The 18197-nt window shown below is 60.4% G+C and carries 15 protein-coding genes; all 15 read right to left on the reverse strand.

From position 1 onward, the window contains the following. Window positions 1-50 precede the first annotated feature (50 nt). Window positions 51-1514, reverse strand: coding sequence for an NADH-quinone oxidoreductase subunit NuoN (gene nuoN / locus ABTV29_RS10495; protein WP_433770000.1), 1464 nt, complete (start codon window positions 1512-1514; stop codon window positions 51-53). Between the two features lie 7 nt (window positions 1515-1521). After that, the gene (gene nuoM, locus ABTV29_RS10500) at window positions 1522-3054 is read right to left on the reverse strand and encodes an NADH-quinone oxidoreductase subunit M (RefSeq protein ID WP_433770001.1); all 1533 of its coding nucleotides are present in this window, start codon (window positions 3052-3054) and stop codon (window positions 1522-1524) included. Window positions 3055-3093: 39 nt separating this feature from the next. Further along, a complete protein-coding gene (gene nuoL / locus ABTV29_RS10505) occupies window positions 3094-4947 on the reverse strand; it encodes an NADH-quinone oxidoreductase subunit L (RefSeq protein ID WP_433770002.1) in 1854 nt (617 codons plus the stop codon). After that, a complete protein-coding gene (gene nuoK, locus ABTV29_RS10510) occupies window positions 4944-5252 on the reverse strand; it encodes an NADH-quinone oxidoreductase subunit NuoK (RefSeq protein ID WP_007946416.1) in 309 nt (102 codons plus the stop codon). Before nuoK ends, nuoL begins: the two co-directional genes overlap by 4 nt. Before the next feature lie 2 nt (window positions 5253-5254). Further along, complete coding sequence (gene nuoJ, locus ABTV29_RS10515) at window positions 5255-5758, reverse strand: NADH-quinone oxidoreductase subunit J (protein ID WP_085718312.1); 504 nt, start codon at window positions 5756-5758, stop codon at window positions 5255-5257. Between the two features lie 9 nt (window positions 5759-5767). Continuing rightward, window positions 5768-6313 carry an NADH-quinone oxidoreductase subunit NuoI gene (nuoI, locus tag ABTV29_RS10520; RefSeq protein WP_178132024.1) on the reverse strand — a complete coding sequence of 182 codons (546 nt, stop codon included), beginning with the start codon at window positions 6311-6313 and terminating at the stop codon, window positions 5768-5770. A 12-nt stretch (window positions 6314-6325) separates the two neighbouring features. Continuing rightward, entirely contained in the window at window positions 6326-7333 is a 1008-nt protein-coding gene (gene nuoH, locus ABTV29_RS10525) for an NADH-quinone oxidoreductase subunit NuoH (RefSeq protein ID WP_433770003.1), read from the reverse strand. Then, the gene (gene nuoG, locus ABTV29_RS10530; protein WP_433770004.1) at window positions 7330-10044 is read right to left on the reverse strand and encodes an NADH-quinone oxidoreductase subunit NuoG; all 2715 of its coding nucleotides are present in this window, start codon (window positions 10042-10044) and stop codon (window positions 7330-7332) included. Before nuoG ends, nuoH begins: the two co-directional genes overlap by 4 nt. A gap of 137 nt (window positions 10045-10181) precedes the next feature. Then, the gene (nuoF, locus tag ABTV29_RS10535; RefSeq protein WP_433770005.1) at window positions 10182-11537 is read right to left on the reverse strand and encodes an NADH-quinone oxidoreductase subunit NuoF; all 1356 of its coding nucleotides are present in this window, start codon (window positions 11535-11537) and stop codon (window positions 10182-10184) included. Further along, a complete protein-coding gene (gene nuoE, locus ABTV29_RS10540; RefSeq protein WP_008020715.1) occupies window positions 11534-12031 on the reverse strand; it encodes an NADH-quinone oxidoreductase subunit NuoE in 498 nt (165 codons plus the stop codon). Before nuoE ends, nuoF begins: the two co-directional genes overlap by 4 nt. Window positions 12032-12033: 2 nt before the next feature. Beyond that, window positions 12034-13818, reverse strand: coding sequence for an NADH-quinone oxidoreductase subunit C/D (gene nuoC / locus ABTV29_RS10545; protein WP_110963737.1), 1785 nt, complete (start codon window positions 13816-13818; stop codon window positions 12034-12036). Between the two features lie 72 nt (window positions 13819-13890). Beyond that, complete coding sequence (locus ABTV29_RS10550) at window positions 13891-14565, reverse strand: NuoB/complex I 20 kDa subunit family protein (RefSeq protein WP_110963736.1); 675 nt, start codon at window positions 14563-14565, stop codon at window positions 13891-13893. A gap of 10 nt (window positions 14566-14575) precedes the next feature. Continuing rightward, window positions 14576-14989 (reverse strand): NADH-quinone oxidoreductase subunit A, encoded by a 414-nt coding sequence (locus ABTV29_RS10555; RefSeq protein ID WP_077045930.1) that lies wholly within the window; start codon window positions 14987-14989, stop codon window positions 14576-14578. A 559-nt stretch (window positions 14990-15548) separates the two neighbouring features. Then, window positions 15549-16874 (reverse strand): isocitrate lyase, encoded by a 1326-nt coding sequence (aceA, locus tag ABTV29_RS10560; RefSeq protein ID WP_433770006.1) that lies wholly within the window; start codon window positions 16872-16874, stop codon window positions 15549-15551. A 458-nt stretch (window positions 16875-17332) separates the two neighbouring features. After that, on the reverse strand, window positions 17333-18109 hold the full coding sequence (locus ABTV29_RS10565; protein ID WP_433770007.1) for a secretin N-terminal domain-containing protein: 777 nt from the start codon (window positions 18107-18109) through the stop codon (window positions 17333-17335). Window positions 18110-18197 lie beyond the last annotated feature (88 nt).

Consider the following 18197-nt stretch of genomic DNA (forward strand, 5'->3'; position numbering starts at 1 on the left):
ACGGCACCCGAAGGTGCCGTTTCTGTTTGTTACCGAGAGTACTTAAGCGATCAACCCGCCAGACCCGATTGCTGAACCAGGTTCAGCAGCGGTTGTGGGTACAGGCCGAGGAAGAAGGCCAGGACCGCGATGGCCAGCAGCATCACGCCGCCTGCACGTTGTTCCCAGTGCAGTTGCGCATCGTGGCGACGCAGGTTCGGTTCGATCAGGTACAGGGTGACCATGACGCGCAGGTAGTAGAACACGCCGATGGCGCTGCCCAGTACCAGGGAACCGACCAGCCACCATTGGTGCGACTCGACACCGGTGGCGATGATGTAGAACTTGCCGATGAAGCCCGCGGTCAGCGGGATACCGGCCAGGGACAGCATCATCACGGTCAGTACGGCGGTCAGGTACGGACGGCGCCAGAACAGGCCGCGGTATTCGTACAGGGCATCCGCGTCACGCCCGTTGTACGGCGAGGACATCAGGGTGATCACACCGAAGGCGCCGAGGCTGGTGATCACGTAGGTGACCAGGTACACGCCGATGGCTTCCACGGCCAGACCCTTGCTCGCCACCAGGGCGATCAGCAGGTAACCGAAGTGGGCGATGGACGAGTAACCCAGCAGACGCTTGAGGTTGCTCTGGGTCAGGGCCAGCAGGTTACCGAACAGGATCGACGCGATGGCGATGATGGTCAGCACGTTGCTCAGCACGCCGCTGCTGGCAGCAGGGGAGATCTGGAACAGACGCACCATCACTGCGAACACTGCCACTTTGGAAGCGGTCGCCAGGAACGCGGCCACCGGTGCCGGAGCACCTTCGTAAACGTCCGGGGTCCAGAGGTGGAACGGAACCAGCGACAGTTTGAACGCCAGGCCGATCAGCATCATGCCCAGGCCCAGTTGGGCCAGCGAGCTCGGCATGCCGGTGGCCGCCAGGGCCTGGCCGATACCGACGAAGCTCAGGGAGCCGGCGTCAGCGTAGAGCAGGGCCATACCGAACAGCAGGAACGCGGAACCGGCAGCCGACAGCACCATGTACTTGATACCGGCTTCCAGCGAGCGCTTGTTGAAGAAGGCGTAGGCCACCAGGCCATAGACCGGTACCGACAGCAGCTCCAGGCCAACGAACAAGCCAGCCAGGTGTTGCGCGCTGACCAGAACCAGGCCACCGGCGGCGGCCATCAGGATCAGCAGGTACAGTTCTTCACGGTTGCCCGGGTAACCCGAACCGCCATCGCCGAGGTAGGCGTGGGCGAGGGTTACGCAAGCCAGGGTGGCGACCAGGATCAGCGCCATGTACAGGCAGGCGAAGGTGTCGATCTGCAGCAATGGGGTCACGGCCAGAGGCGCGACTTTCAGGGCTGGCAGGATCGACAGCAATGCCAGGTTCAGACCCGCCACCGACAGCAGGAAGGTCTGGGAGTGGTTGCGGCGCCAGGCGATGGCCAGCATCACCACGATGACCGTGGCGCTGGTGATCAGCAGCGGCCCCAGCGCAATAAAGTGTTGAAGTGTGAATTCCATAGCGCTCTTACCGGGCCGAAGCGAGTTGAGTGAAGGCGGTGCCGAGCCATTGCTGCACGCCATGCATCGTAGCTGCAGAGGTATCGAGGAACGGTTGCGGGTAGACGCCGATGTAGATCAGCAGTGCTGCCAGACCGACCACCATGATCATTTCGCGGCCGTCCATGCCATGCATTACCGCGTCCGATTTGGCCGGACCGAAGTACGCACGGTGGATCATGATCAGCGAGTAGACCGAACCGAACACCAGGCCGGTCGTCGCGATGACGGTGACCCATGGGGCGAACGGGAAGGTGCCGATCAGGATCAGGAACTCGCCGACGAAGTTACCGGTACCCGGCAGACCCAGGGAGGCGGCTGCGAAGAACAGGCTCAGGGCCGGCAGGTAGGCGATCTTGGACCACAGGCCACCCATTTCACGCATGTCGCGGGTGTGGGTGCGTTCGTACAGCTGGCCACTCAGGATAAAGAGTGCGGCAGCGGACAGACCGTGCGCCAGCATCTGCATCACTGCGCCCTGCAGCGCCAGTTGGCTGCCGGAGTAGATGCCGATCAGTACGAAGCCCATGTGGGAAACGGACGAGAAGGCGATCAGACGCTTGATGTCGGTTTGTGCGAACGCCAGGAACGCACCGTAGAAGATCCCGATCAGACCCAGGGTCATGGCGATTGGCGCGAACTCGGCCGAAGCGTTCGGGAACAGCGGCAGGGCGAAACGCAGCAGACCGTAGGCCGCCGTTTTCAGCAAGATACCGGCCAGGTCCACGGAACCTGCGGTCGGCGCCTGGGCGTGAGCGTCAGGCAACCAGGAGTGGAACGGTACGACAGGCAGTTTCACCGCGAATGCGATGAAGAATCCGAGCATCAGGATGTACTCGGTGGTCGTCGACATCTTGGTTTTCAACAGGTCGGCGTAGTTGAAGGTAATCACGCCGGTGTCGTTGAAGTTGACCAGTACCAGGCCCAGGATCGCCACCAGCATGATCAGGCCGGAAGCCTGAGTGAAGATGAAGAACTTGGTCGCCGCGTAGATCCGGGTTTTCTTGCCGTCCGAAGAACTGTGACCCCAGAGCGCGATGAGGAAGTACATCGGCACCAGCATCATTTCCCAGAAGAAGAAGAACATGAACAGGTCGAGGGCGAGGAACACGCCGACGACGCCGCCCAGGATCCACATCAGGTTCAGGTGGAAGAAGCCAACGTGACGCTGGATCTCTTTCCACGAGCAGAGTACCGAGAGGACACCCAGCAGACCGGTCAGCATGATCATCAGCAGCGACAGGCCGTCGAGGGCCAGGTGCACGCTGATGCCGAAACGCTGGATCCAGATGTGCTTGAACTCAAGCACCCAGGTAGGGTCGGCGCCAGGTTTTGGTGCAAACGAATAGTCGCCGTGGGCCCACAGCCAGAGGCCGAGGGCGAGCAACAGGGACATGGTGATCAGCGCAATCCAGCGGGGGAGGGTGGCGCCGAAGCGCTCACCCAGCCAGCACAGCAGGCCGCCGATGAAGGGGATCAGGATTAGCCAAGGCAGAATCATGACGGGCTCAATTCCTTTCGCAAGTTCGCAAGGTTCATATCAGACCGCTACCAGCACGACGGCGCCAATTACCAGCACGGCACCAGCAGCCATCGAGGCGGCATACCAACGCAGTTGACCGGTCTCGGTACGGCTCAGGGCGGTGTGACCGCCTTTGGCCATGCGCGGGATCAGACCGATGGTCTGGTCGAGCGGGTCTTTGCGCAGGATGTGGCTGATCGCCAGGTATGGCTTGACGAACAGTTTGTCGTAGATCCAATCGAAGCCCCAGGCAGCGAACCACCAGGCCGACAGGATACGGCCGATGCCGCTGTTGGCGACGGCGGTAACGAAGCGACGCTTGCCCAGGAACAACAGGGCAGACAGCAGGATACCGGCCAGGGCGATGGCGCCCGAAGCGATTTCCAGGCTGTGCTTGGCTTCGCCGCCGGCATGGCCGACGCTTTCCGGCAGCACGCCGTGCAGTGGTGGAACGATCATCGCGCCGATGGCGGTGGACAATACGATCAGCACCGACAGTGGCAGCCAGTGGGCAATGCCGTGACCGGCGTGGGCTTCGGTCTTCGCTTCACCGTGGAACGCGATGAAGATCAGGCGGAAGGTGTAGAGCGAGGTCATGAACGCGCCGACCAGACCTGCGTAGAGCAGACCGTGGTTACCGCTGGCAAACGCTTCCCAGAGGATTTCGTCCTTGGAGTAGAAGCCTGCGGTCACCAGTGGCAGGGCCGCCAGGGCCGCGCCGCCGACGATGAAGCTGGCGTAGGCCAGAGGCAGTTTCTTCCACAGGCCACCCATCTTGAAGATGTCCTGCTCGTGGTGGCAGGCAACGATCACCGCACCGGAAGCAAGGAACAGCAGGGCCTTGAAGAAGGCGTGGGTCATCAGGTGGAAGATCGCGCCGTCCCAGGCACCAACGCCCAGGGCCAGGAACATGTAGCCGATCTGGCTCATGGTCGAGTAGGCGAGGATACGCTTGATGTCGGTCTGAACCAGGGCAGCAAAACCGGCCAGGACCAGGGTCACGCCGCCAACGATGCCCACCAGGTGCAGGATTTCCGGCGCCAGGGTGAACAGGCCGTGGGTACGGGCGATCAGGTAGACACCGGCGGTCACCATGGTTGCGGCGTGGATCAGTGCCGAAACCGGGGTAGGACCGGCCATCGCGTCCGCCAGCCAGGTTTGCAGCGGCAGCTGTGCGGATTTACCAACGGCACCACCGAGCAGCATCAGGGTGGCCAGGACCATCCATGGGTTGCCGGCCTGGAATTTCTGCGGAGCCAGCACCAGCAGTTCCTGAACGTTCAGCGTGCCCAGCTGGGCGAACAGAATGAACAGGCCGATGGCCATGAACACGTCACCGATACGGGTCACGATGAAGGCCTTGAGTGCGGCGTTACCGTTGTTGCGGTTGCTGTAGTAGAAACCGATCAACAGGTACGAGCACAGGCCCACGCCTTCCCAGCCGAAGTACAGGAACAACAGGTTATCGCCCAGCACCAGGAACAGCATGCTGGCGATAAACAGGTTGGTGTAGGCGAAGAAGCGCGAGTAACCGGCTTCGCCACGCATGTACCAGGAGGCGAACAGGTGGATCAGGAAGCCGACGCCAACCACTACACCGAGCATGGTCAGGGACAGACCATCCAGGTACAGGGCAAAGTTCGGCGTGAAGCCTTCCACCGCCATCCACTGCCACAACACCTGGGTGTAGTGACCGCCTTCAGGCGGGGCGACGTTGAATTGCCAGATCACATAAGCGGCAACGATCGCCGACAGGCCGATGGAGCCGACGCCGATAAGGGCCGCGAGGTTTTCCGAGATGCGTCCACGGGAGAACGACAGCAGCAGGAAACCGATCAGAGGGAATACGAAAGTCAGAAAGAGTAGGTTCATCCGCGCATCTCACTGGCAGCGTCGATATCGAGCGTGTGGAAGCGGCGATACAGTTGCAACAGAATCGCCAGGCCGATACTGGCCTCGGCGGCTGCCAGGCTGATCACCAGGATGAACATGATCTGTCCATCCGGCTGCGCCCAGCGGCTACCGGCAACGATGAACGCCAGTGCGGAGGCATTCATCATGACCTCCAGGCTCATCAGCACGAAGAGAATGTTGCGGCGGACCATCAGGCCAACCAGACCGAGGCAGAACAGGATGCCGGCGACCGCCAGACCATGCTCCATAGGGATAGCAGGCATCGTCATTGCTCCTTGGCTTCGTTGCGGCCCAAGTGGAACGCCGTGACGGCTGCGGCGAGCAGCAGCATCGAGGCGAGTTCGACCACCAGCAGATAAGGACCGAACAGGCTGATGCCCACGGCCTTGGCGTCTACGGTGGTGTGGCCGACGGCCTGACCGCTCTGGTGGGAGAACAGCACATACAGCAGTTCAACCAGCAGCAGCGCGGCGAGGGCGACCGGGCCGCCCCATATACCGGGCTTGAGCCAGACGCGCTCCTGCTGAACCGAGGCCGGGCCCAGGTTCAGCATCATGACCACGAACACAAACAGCACCATGATGGCGCCAGCGTAGGCGATCACTTCCAGAACACCGGCAAACGGTGCGCCGAGGGCAAAGAACGTCATGGCCACGGCGATCAGCGAAATGATCAGGTAGAGCAGGGCGTGCACAGGGTTGGTGTTGGTGATCACGCGAAGCGTGGACACCACAGCGATACCCGATGCGAAATAGAAAGCGAATTCCATCTTTCTTCCTTAAGGCAGCAAGCTCTTCACGTTGATCGGTTCGGCTTCATTCTGCGCGGAGCCTTTCGGCTTACCGGCAATCGCCATACCTGCAACACGATAGAAGTTGTAATCAGGGTTTTTGCCGGGGCCGGAGATCAGCAGATCTTCTTTCTCGTAAACCAGGTCCTGACGTTTGAACTCGGCCATTTCGAAATCCGGCGTCAGCTGGATCGCGGTGGTCGGGCAGGCTTCCTCGCAGAGGCCGCAGAAAATGCAGCGCGAGAAGTTGATGCGGAAGAAGTCCGGGTACCAGCGACCGTCTTCGGTTTCGGCTTTCTGCAGCGAGATGCAACCGACCGGGCAAGCCACGGCGCACAGGTTGCAGGCTACGCAACGCTCTTCACCGTCGGGGTCGCGGGTCAGGACGATACGGCCACGGTAGCGCGGCGGCAGGTAGACCGGTTCTTCCGGGTACTGCAGCGTGTCGCGCTTGCGGAAGGCGTGGCCGAAAATCATCACCAGGCTGCGAAGCTGGGTGTAGAGGCCATGCACGATGTCAAAAATGTACTTCATGATTCTCTATCCTCACTGAGCCGCGACGGCGGACGTGTTGAGCAACACGATCGCAGCGGTCACCAGCATGTTGACGAGGGTCAGCGGCAGGCAGAACTTCCAGCTGAAATCCATCACTTGGTCATACCGTGGGCGCGGAATCGAGGCGCGCAGCAGGATGAACATCATGATGAAGAAACCGGTTTTCAGTGCGAACCAGATGAACGGGATCTGCGGCAGGATGCCGAACGGACCGTGCCAGCCACCGAAGAACAAGGTCACCAGCAGTGCCGAAATCAACACGATGCCGATGTACTCGCCAACGAAGAACATGCCCCATTTCATGCCGGCGTATTCAATGTGGTAACCGTCGGCCAGTTCCTGTTCCGCTTCCGGCTGGTCGAACGGGTGACGGTGAGTCACGGCCACGCCAGCGATGAAGAAGGTCAGGAAACCGAAGATCTGCGGGATGATGAACCACAGGTGCTGGGCCTGATAGTCGACGATGTCGCGCATGTTGAACGAGCCGACCTGAATCACGATACCCATCAGCGACAGGCCCATGAACACTTCGTACGACACGGTTTGCGCCGAGGCACGCAAGCTGCCCAGCAGGGCGAACTTGTTGTTACTCGACCAGCCGGCGAACAGCACCGCGTAGACCGACAGACCGGCCATGGCGAAGAAGAACAGGATACCGATGTTCAGGTCCGCGACACCCCAGGTCGGGGTGATCGGGATGATCGCGAAGGCAATCAGCAGGGCGCTCATGGCCACTACCGGTGCCAGGGTGAAGATCATCTTGTCGGCGAACGGCGGGGTCCAGTCTTCCTTGAAGAACATCTTGATCATGTCGGCGGCGATCTGGAACGCACCGAACGGACCGACACGGTTCGGACCGTAACGGTCCTGCCAGAGGGCGAGCAGACGACGCTCGACCCAGCTGAGCAGGGCGCCGCAGATCACCACGGCAAGCAGAATCACCACGGCCTTGAGGACCGCGATGATGATGTCGATCACTTCAGGAGTGAACCAGGTCATTGAGCTGCCTCCTGCAGACCGTCAACGGATTTGCCAAAGATTGCTGGCGGAATGCCGGCGATGCCCGCAGGCAGTGCCACCAGACCGGCGCCCAGCTCTTCATTGATACGCAGCGGCAGACGCAGGGTCTGGCCAGCCACGTTGAAGCTCAGCATGGCACCGTCGTTGACGCCCAGGCGGTCGGCTTCGGACTTGGCCAGTGCGACGTAGGCAGCTGGAATGCGTTCCTGAACCGGAGCGGCTTTCGAAGAGTTCTCTTCGCTGCCGAACAGGTGGAAGAACGGCACGACTTGCCAGGTACCCTGGGCCGGGTTGAACGCGCGCGGAACGCTGGCGAACCAGTTCAGCGAGTCACCGGCGCTTTCGATCAGGCGGGTGCCCGGGTCGCCAGCGCGGATGTGACCGCCGACTTCGTCCTGGAACTTGTTCCAGGCTTGCGGCGAGTTCCAGCCCGGAGACCAGGCGAATGGCACTTGCTGACGCGGTTCGGCCGAACCCGAGTAACCTTCCATGGAGAAGGCGAACGCGGTGTCCTTGTCTTGCGGGGTACGCGGTTCGTGCACGCTGATGTCGGCGCGCATGGCGGTACGACCGGAGTAACGCAGCGGTTCACGGGCCAGTTTCAGACCCTTGATGCGGAACGCGGCAGACGGCGCGGCGTCGACGATGGCCGCCAGTTGCGGGGTGCTCGAAGCGACCGCAGCGGTGACGTGGTCCAGCTGGGTCCAGTCGATTGCCTGGTTCAGCAGGGTTGCGCGCAGGGCATGCAGCCAGCGCCAGCCTTCGTGAACCAGGATGCTCGCGTCCATGTATTGCGGGTCGAATACCTGGAAGAAGCGCTGGGCACGGCCTTCCTGGCTGACCAGGGTACCGTCGCCTTCGGCGAAGCTGGCAGCTGGCAGGATCAGGTGAGCACGGTCAGTGGTAGCGGTCTTCTGATGGTCGGCGACAATCAGCACTTTCGCAGCGTTGAGGGCTGCGTCGACACGGGCCTTGTCGGTACGGGTGTACAGATCGTTTTCCAGCACGACGATGGCGTCGGCCTTGCCGTCGATGACTGCTTGCAGTGCGGCGTCAACCGATTCGCCACCGAGCATGGCCAGGCCGAGGCTGTTGGCCTCCGGCACGATCAGGCTGATGGAACCGTTCTTCTCGCGCAGCTTCAGAGCCTTGGCGATGTTCGCGGCGGCCTCGATCAAGGCTTTGGAGCCCAGGGAAGTGCCGGCGATGATCAGCGGACGTTTCGCGGCGAGCAGGGCGTCGGCGATGCGCTTGGCCAGTTCGAGGGCTTCGGCGTCCAGGCCTTCGACGGCAGGCGCGCTGGCATCGAGGGCGTGGGCCACGGCGAAACCGATGCGTGCCAGATCGTCGGGCGCTGCGTGAACGCATTCCTCGGCGATGTCGTCGAGCTTGGTTTCAGCCAGGCTGGCGATGAACAGCGGGTTCAGCGCGTGTTGACCGATGTTCTTCACCGCGGCGTCGAGCCAGGGCTGAACGCGCATGGCGTCGGCCATGTCTTCGGCCTTGCCCTTGACCGATTGACGCAGGGCCAGGGCCATGCGGGCTGCGGTCTGGGTCAGGTCTTCGCCGAGGACGAACACGGCGTCGTGATCTTCGATGTCGCGCATGTTCGGCACAGGCAGCGGGCTGTCTTTCAACACCTGCAGGACCAGACGGATGCGCTCCAGTTCAGAGGCTTCGATGCCGGAGTAGAAGTGCTCGGCACCGACCAGTTCGCGCAACGCGTAGTTGCTTTCGAGGCTGGCGCGGGGCGAACCGATACCGACGATGTTGCGACCACGCAGCAGGTCGGCGGCTTTATCCAGCGCTTCGTCCAGGCTCAGCTTGGCGCCGTTGGCGAGCAGTGGCTGGCGTGGGCGGTCGGTGCGGTTGACGTAGCCATAGCCGAAGCGGCCACGGTCGCACAGGAAGTACTGGTTCACCGAACCGTTGTAACGGTTTTCGATGCGACGCAGCTCACCGTAGCGTTCGCCCGGGGAGATGTTGCAACCGCTGGAGCAGCCGTGGCAGATGCTCGGCGAGAACTGCATGTCCCACTTGCGGTTGTAGCGCTCGGAGTGAGTCTTGTCGGTGAACACACCGGTCGGGCAGACCTCGGTGAGGTTGCCGGAGAACTCGCTTTCCAGGGTGCCGTCTTCAACGCGACCGAAGTACACGTTGTCGTGGGCGCCGTAGACGCCCAGGTCGGTGCCGCCGGCGTAGTCCTTGTAGAAGCGTACGCAGCGGTAGCAGGCGATGCAGCGGTTCATTTCGTGGGAAATGAACGGGCCCAGTTGCTGGTTCTGGTGGGTACGCTTGGTGAAGCGGTAACGGCGCTCGTTGTGGCCGGTCATTACCGTCATGTCTTGCAGGTGGCAGTGACCGCCTTCTTCACAGACCGGGCAGTCGTGAGGGTGGTTGGTCATCAGCCATTCGACAACGCTGGCGCGGAAGGCCTTGGATTCTTCATCGTCGATGGAGATCCAGGTGTTGTCGGTGGCAGGGGTCATGCAGGACATGACGATGCGACCACGGGTGTCGTTCTCGTCGGTGTACTGCTTGACCGCGCACTGGCGGCAAGCGCCAACGCTGCCGAGGGCAGGGTGCCAGCAGAAATAAGGAATATCGAGGCCTAGCGACAGACATGCCTGTAACAGGTTGTCTGCCCCGTCGACTTCGAGCGCTTTGCCGTCTACGTGGATAGTGGCCATGGTTCAAAGTTCTTCGTTGGCCCGGTGTCAGCGGGCGTGGCTAATGGAATCTTGTTATCCGCGCGAATCAACACAGCCGGTAAAGGCGTCATCGCACGAAAAGCGAAGGGCACGGACCCTTCGCTTTTTTTAAGCGTTTACGCGCCGACTACGATCGGCTTTGCCAGAGGCGGGACGGCTGCGCTGGTGGGCGCGATGCCGGCTTCGAACTCGTGGCGGAAGTATTTGATTGCGCTGCCCAATGGCTCCACGGCGCCCGGTGCGTGAGCACAGAAGGTCTTGCCCGGGCCGAGGAAACCGACCAGACCCAGCAGGGTCTCGATGTCGCCGGCCTGGCCTTGACCGTTCTCGATCGCCATCAGGAGCTTGACGCTCCATGGCAAGCCATCACGGCATGGGGTGCAGAAGCCGCAGGATTCGCGAGCGAAGAACTGCTCCATGTTGCGCAGCAGGGACACCATGTTGATGCTGTCGTCCACCGCCATGGCCAGGCCGGTACCCATACGGGTGCCCACTTTGGCAATGCCGCCGGCATACATTTGTGCATCCAGGTGCTCCGGCAACAGGAAACCGGTACCGGCTCCGCCTGGCTGCCAGGCCTTGAGCTTGTAACCGTCGCGCATGCCGCCGGCGTAGTCTTCGAACAGCTCGCGCGCGGTCACGCCGAACGGCAGCTCCCACAGGCCCGGATTCTTGACCTTGCCGGAGAAGCCCATGAGCTTGGTGCCCATGTCTTCACTGCCTTCACGAGCCAGCGATTTGTACCAGTCCACGCCGTCGGCAATGATTGCCGGCACATTGCACAGGGTCTCGACGTTGTTCACGCAAGTCGGCTTGCCCCACACGCCAACGGCGGCAGGGAAGGGCGGCTTGGAGCGCGGGTTGGCGCGGCGGCCTTCGAGGGAGTTGATCAACGCGGTTTCTTCACCGCAGATGTAACGCCCGGCGCCGGTGTGGACGAACAGCTCGAAATCGAAGCCGCTGCCCAGGATGTTCTTGCCCAGCAGGCCTGCTGCCTTGGCTTCTTCCACTGCACGGTTCAGGTGCTTGGCGGCGGTGGTGTACTCGCCACGCAGGAAGATGTAGCCACGGTAGGTTTTCAGTGCGCGGGCACTGATCAGCATGCCTTCGATCAGCAGATGGGGCAGTTGCTCCATCAGCATGCGGTCTTTCCAGGTGTTGGGCTCCATTTCGTCCGCGTTGCACAGCAGGTAGCGGATGTTGATGGATTCGTCCTTGGGCATCAGGCCCCACTTCACGCCAGTGGGGAAGCCTGCACCGCCGCGGCCCTTGAGGCCGGAGTCTTTCACGGTCTGGACGATGTCGTCCTGGGCCATGTCGGCGAAGGCCTTGCGCGCAGCGGCGTAACCGTTCTTGGCCTGGTACTCGTCGAGCCAGACGGCTTCGCCGTCGTCACGCAGACGCCAGGTGAGCGGGTGAGTCTCGGCCGAACGCTTGATGCGGTTGGCGGGACCGAAGGAAGTCAGGGTCATACGTAGCCCTCGAGCAATTTGGCAACGCCTGCTGGCTGCACATCACCGAAAGTGTCGTCGTCGATCATCAACGCCGGCGCCTTGTCGCAGTTGCCGAGGCAGCAGACAGGCAGCAGGGTGAAACGACCGTCGGCGGTGGTCTGACCCAAGCCGATGCCCAGCTTGCTCTGGATTTCGCTGACTACGGACTCGTGGCCGCCGATGTAGCAGACCATGCTGTCGCAGACGCGAATGATGTGGCGACCCACCGGTTGACGGAAGATCTGACTATAGAAGGTCGCAACGCCTTCGACGTCGCTGGCCGGGATGCCAAGGATCTCGCCGATGGCATACAGGGCGCCGTCCGGCACCCAGCCACGTTCCTTCTGAACGATCTTCAGGGCTTCGATCGAAGCCGCGCGCGGGTCTTCGTAGTGATGCAACTCGTGCTCGATGGCCGAGCGCTCGGTTTCACTCAAGGTGAAACGGTCTGTCTGGATAAGCGTGCTGTTCATGCTTAGCGGTCCACGTCGGCCATAACGAAATCGATACTACCCAGGTACGCGATCAAGTCCGCGACCATGCTGCCTTTGATCACCGAAGGGATCTGCTGCAGGTGGGCGAAGCTTGGGGTACGGATCCGGGTGCGGTAGCTCATGGTGCCGCCATCGCTCGTCAGGTAATAACTGTTGATACCCTTGGTCGCTTCGATCATCTGGAAGGATTCGTTGGCCGGCATGACCGGGCCCCACGAAACTTGCAGGAAGTGCGTGATCAGGGTTTCGATGTGTTGCAGCGTGCGCTCTTTCGGCGGCGGCGTGGTCAGCGGGTGATCCGCCTTGTACGGGCCTTCCGGCATGTTGCGCAGGCACTGGTCGATGATCTTGATGCTCTGGCGCATTTCTTCCACGCGCACGATGCAACGGTCGTAGGCATCGCCATTGGCAGCCAGCGGTACTTCGAATTCGAAGTTCTCGTAGCCCGAGTACGGACGCGCTTTACGCAGGTCAAAGTCGCAACCGGTGGAACGCAGGCCGGCACCGGTGACACCCCATTCCAGGGCTTGCTTGGTGTTGTAGTCGGCGACGCCGATGGTACGGCCACGCAGGATGCTGTTGTCCAGGGCGGCCTTCTGGTATTCGTCCAGACGCTTTGGCATCCACTCGACGAAATCCTTGACCAGCTTTTCCCAGCCGCGTGGCAGGTCGTGGGCGACGCCACCGATGCGGTACCAGGCCGGGTGCAGACGGAAACCGGTGATGGCTTCGATCACGGTGTAAGCGCGCTGACGGTCGGTGAAGGTGAAGAACACCGGGGTCATGGCGCCGACGTCCTGGATGTAGGTACCCAGGAACAGCAGGTGGCTGGTGATCCGGAAGAACTCGGCCATCATGATGCGAATGACGTCGACCTTCTCCGGCACCTTGATGCCGGCCAGCTTCTCGACCGAGAGCACGTACGGCAGGTTGTTCATCACGCCGCCGAGGTAGTCGATACGGTCGGTGTACGGAATGAAGCTGTGCCAGGACTGACGCTCGGCCATCTTCTCGGCACCACGGTGGTGGTAGCCGATGTCCGGTACGCAGTCGACGATCTCTTCACCGTCCAGCTGCAGGATGATGCGGAACGCACCGTGCGCCGAAGGGTGGTTCGGACCCAGGTTGAGGAACATGTAGTCCTCGTTCGGGCCGGAACGTTTCATGCCCCAGTCTTCCGGCTTGAAGCGCGCGGACTCTTCTTCGAGCTGCTGCTTGGCCAGGTTCAGGGTGAACGGATCGAACTCGGTGGCACGGGCCGGGAAGTCCTTGCGCAGCGGGTGACCTTCCCAGGTCGGCGGCATCATGATGCGCGACAGGTGCGGGTGGCCTTTGAAGTCGATGCCATACATGTCCCAGACTTCACGCTCGTACCAGTTGGCGTTTGGCCAGATGCTGGTGACGGTCGGCAAGCTGAGGTCGCTCTCGGACAAGGCGACCTTGATCATCACGTCACTATTACGCTCGATCGACATCAAGTGATAGAAAACGGAGAAGTCGACGCCGTTGGGCAGCCCTTGACGCTTGGTGCGCAGACGCTCGTCCACGCCGTGCAGGTCATAGAGCATGACGTACGGCTTGGGCAGGTTGCGCAGGAAGGTCAGGACTTCGACGAGTTTGGCGCGGGCAACCCAAAGCACCGGCATGCCGGTGCGGGTAGGCTGGGCGGTGAATGCCTCGGGGCCAAAACGGTTGTTCAGTTCGACGACCACATCCTGGTCGTCTGCCTTGTAAGGCGGGATGTACAGAGCACTGCCTGTAGTCATGGTTATTTATCGCTTTCGGTCAACGTAAAGAATGAAGCCAGTTTTTCGTTTCTTTGAAACAGCGGAACTGGATCAGACTTCGTCGGGGCTGCGCAGGTTGGTTACCTGAATACGCTGTTCGCGGCGCTTTTCCTTTTCCGATGGCATGTCGGCGCGATAAACGCCTTGATCGCCAACGACCCAGGAAAGTGGGCGACGCTCCTGGCCAATCGACTCCTGCAGCAGCATCAAGCCTTGCAGGAAAGCCTCAGGGCGAGGCGGGCAGCCAGGCACGTAGACGTCCACGGGCAGGAACTTGTCCACCCCTTGAACCACGGAGTAGATGTCGTACATGCCACCAGAGTTGGCGCACGAACCCATGGAGATAACCCATTTCGGTTCGAGCATCTGCTCGTAGAGACGCTGGATGATCGGCGCCATCTTGATAAAGCAGGTACCGGCGATAACCATGAAATCCGCCTGACGCGGTGATGCCCGGATAACCTCGGCGCCAAAGCGCGCGATGTCGTGGGGCGCCGTGAAGGCGGTGGTCATTTCCACGTAGCAGCACGAAAGACCGAAGTTATACGGCCACAGGGAGTTCTTGCGACCCCAGTTGATGGCGCCGCTAAGCACGTCTTCGAGCTTGCCCATGAAAATGTTTTTGTGGACTTGATCTTCTAACGGATCGGAAACGGTTTCCCGTTGGCCGATCGGATACTGCTCGTTAGGAGCATCGGGGTCGATCCGGGTGAGATTGTATTGCATTGCCAAAGCCTCATTGTTTCAGCTTCGCTTGCCGCTTGCGCCGAGCTTCCGGAGCCCAGTCAAGGGCGCCCACTCGGAATAGGTAGACAAGACCTGCCAACAGAATTGCTATGAAAACGAGAGCTTCGACGAATCCGGTCCAGCCGCTTTCGCGGACGGACACAGACCATGCAAAGAGAAAGAGGGCTTCGATATCGAAGATCACGAAGAGCATCGCGACCAGATAGAATTTGGCTGAGAGCCGCAAGCGGGCGCCACCTGTAGGTAGCATGCCGGACTCGAACGGTTCGTTTTTGCTGCGGCCCCAGGCTTTTGACCCGAGGAGGCTGGAGACGCCCAGCATGAAGGCACAGAGGCCGATGACGCCTAGAAGGAAAATGGCAAAGCCCCAGTTGTGGGCCATGAGTCCTGTCGCTTCGGGCATGCTGGTAATCCTTAAGAGAGAGCAAAGGTCTCTGAGCTTGAAAAGAAACAATGCAGTGACGATATGTCGCAGCAATCAATCCCGCTGATTTTATGGCTAAACACCCTGCAAGTAAAATTCCTATAGCGAAATTATTTATAGGAATAAGGACATAGCGATCCCCCAAAACCCCTGTAGCCCTTGCGTTGCGGGCATTAGCCGGCTTTTCGGGAAATATGTTTTGTAGGGAATGTAACGAACATAGTTTTTGTTAAATGATAATCAGTATTGTTTGGGTTGGTTTTTAATCTGTTTATCCGGCTGGGAGTTGGAAAGTTGCCTTATATGGGGATTTCTGTAGGAGCTGACGAGTGAAACGAGGCTGCGATCTTTTGATCTTGCTTCTAAGAAAAATCAAAAGATCGCAGCCTCGTTTCACTCGTCAGCTCCTACAGGATTTGGTGGTGTTTGTTGAGGCGCAGGCAAAAAAACGCCCCGAACCAGTCGGGGCGTCAGATGTGCAGCGTTGCGGTTAGCTTTCTATTCAGTCCGCAGCGGCCGTTGACTCAGGCGAAGCAGATCAGTGGAACTGTTCTTCTTCAGTCGAACCGGTCAGCGCGGTTACCGAAGACGAGCCACCCTGGATCACGGTGGTCATGTCGTCGAAGTAGCCGGTGCCCACTTCCTGCTGGTGAGCCACGAAGGTGTAGCCTTTGGATGCGTCCGCGAATTCCTGCTCTTGCAGCTTCACGTAGGCAGTCATGTCGTTGCGGGCGTAGTCGTGCGCCAGGTTGAACATGCTGTGCCACATGTTGTGAATGCCGGCCAGGGTGATGAACTGGTGCTTGTAGCCCATGGCGGACAGTTCGCGCTGGAACTTGGCGATGGTCGCGTCGTCCAGGTTTTTCTTCCAGTTGAAGGAAGGCGAGCAGTTGTACGACAGCAGTTGGTCCGGGTATTCCTTTTTGATCGCTTCGGCGAAGCGACGGGCTTCTTCCAGATCCGGCTTGGCGGTTTCGCACCAGATCAGGTCGGCGTACGGCGCGTAGGCCAGGCCGCGAGCGATGGCCTGGTCGAGGCCGGCGCGTACTTTGTAGAAGCCTTCCTGGGTGCGCTCGCCAGTCACGAATGGCTGGTCGTACGGGTCGCAGTCGGAGGTCAGCAGGTCAGCGGCGTTGGCGTCGGTACGGGCCAGGATGATGGTCGGAGTACCGGCAACGTCAGCTGCCAGACGGGCAGCGACCAGCTTCTGCACTGCTTCCTGGGTAGGAACCAGTACCTTGCCGCCCATGTGGCCGCATTTCTTCACGGAAGCCAGTTGGTCTTCGAAGTGAACGCCGGCGGCGCCTGCTTCGATCATGCTCTTCATCAGCTCGTAGGCGTTCAGTACGCCGCCGAAACCGGCTTCGGCGTCAGCCACGATTGGTGCGAAGTAGTCGATGTAGCCTTCATCGCCCGGGTTCTTGCCGGCTTTCCACTGGATCTGGTCGGCACGACGGAACGAGTTGTTGATGCGCTTGACCACGGTCGGAACCGAGTCCACCGGGTACAGCGACTGGTCCGGGTACATCGATTCGGCGGAGTTGTTGTCCGCAGCCACTTGCCAGCCCGACAGGTAGATTGCCTGGATGCCGGCTTTGACTTGTTGCACGGCCTGGCCGCCGGTCAGGGCGCCCATGCAGTTGACGAAATCTTTCTCAGGACGGAAGGCCGGCTTGGCACCCTGGGTTACCAGGTTCCACAGCTTCTCGGCGCCCATTTTTGCAAAGGTGTGCTCAGGTTGAACCGAGCCACGCAGGCGGACGACGTCAGCAGCAGAGTAGGTGCGTGTCACGCCTTTCCAGCGCGGGTTTTCAGCCCAGTCTTTTTCAAGGGCTGCAATTTGCTGTTCGCGTGTCAGTGCCATGGAGATAAACCTCGTCGCGTCTTTATGAAAAGTTGTTCTGCGGTGGAATATTCATGCGCTCGCTGACCAGAAGCTTAAGCGGTCAAGTCGGTTTCGGCGGGGTGGCGACGGGATGAACGATGGGCTCGAGGGGAAGTGAGCAGGTAAAGGCGAAACTGCGGGCGCATTCGGGCGTCGTGGGCCTTGGTACGAACATCAGTGTGGTGCCGGGTTACCTAATTACGCTTCCGTCCCTCGGGACAACTTCGTTCCAGTCGGCAACCTCGTCAAACACACCTTGTGGGCGGTACAGACACGAAGCGGTTCGCGGGGTAGGTGCGAACATCGCCTCGAAGGCCCTTGCCAGGGCCCCTGATTAGCGGGAGCGAGGCCATCATGCCTTCGCTTTTTTGCGTCGTCAAACAATTTGTAGTGCTTTTTTTTCAGCACTACATCTTTGGTCTAATACGACTTGCCAGTCAGTTTTTGGTGTCTGAGTCCAAAGTATCGACTTTCACCCGCAGGGTCATGTCGTTACGGCTCTGGGTAGAGTAGCTGCGGGCCAGCCCCTGTTTGTCGGCCTGTGTTTGGCCATTCACGCCGGCCAGCAGGATCCATTCACCCAGGCGGCCGGTGACGGTTGTGTCGGTACTTTGCACGTTCACTACATCGGGACGTTCCTGGCTCATGCGGTCATGGTTGGTACTGATCGATAGGTGGACGATCTCGCCGGTGACGTTGGCGGTGACGTAGAAACCCTGGGTGACGTTGCGGTATTCGGTCTGGCTGCTGTAACCGCCATAGGAATCACTCTGGCTGCTGGTGATCGGCACGCTCTGGCCAACCTGGATCAGTGCCGGCATGCCATCGGTGGCCTGCACTTGCTGGATGCCGCCGTCCCGGCTGTCGGTGCTGCGATTGATGATGCGGACCTGGCTCGGTTTGGCGCCGTTCACCGAATAACCCTGGTCGCCCTGAAAGTTGTTTTCGTTGGTGTCGACGGTGATCAACAGGCGTTTGGGGGCGGTGTCGAGTTGACCTATCAGGGCCTTAAGTTCGTCGATCTTGCGTTGATCGGCATTGACGATGAGTTGATTGCCGTAGGCGCTGACCTGGCCATCCTTGCCGATGAAATTCTGCGCCACCGGCAACATGTCGGCGCTGGTGTGGTAATTCAATGGCACGATCTCGGTGGCCGCCATGACTGAAAAACTGCATGCCACCAGCAACGTGGTGAGCAGGGTGCGTAGGGACATATCCGTTATCTCCGACTTCGAATTCTTGATCTGTAGGAGCGAGCATGCTCGCGATGGTCGTGAACGATTACGTTTGAAGCCTGACACC

The sequence above is a fragment of the Pseudomonas putida genome, from assembly GCF_050989985.1.
Lineage (GTDB): Bacteria > Pseudomonadota > Gammaproteobacteria > Pseudomonadales > Pseudomonadaceae > Aquipseudomonas > Aquipseudomonas putida_AI.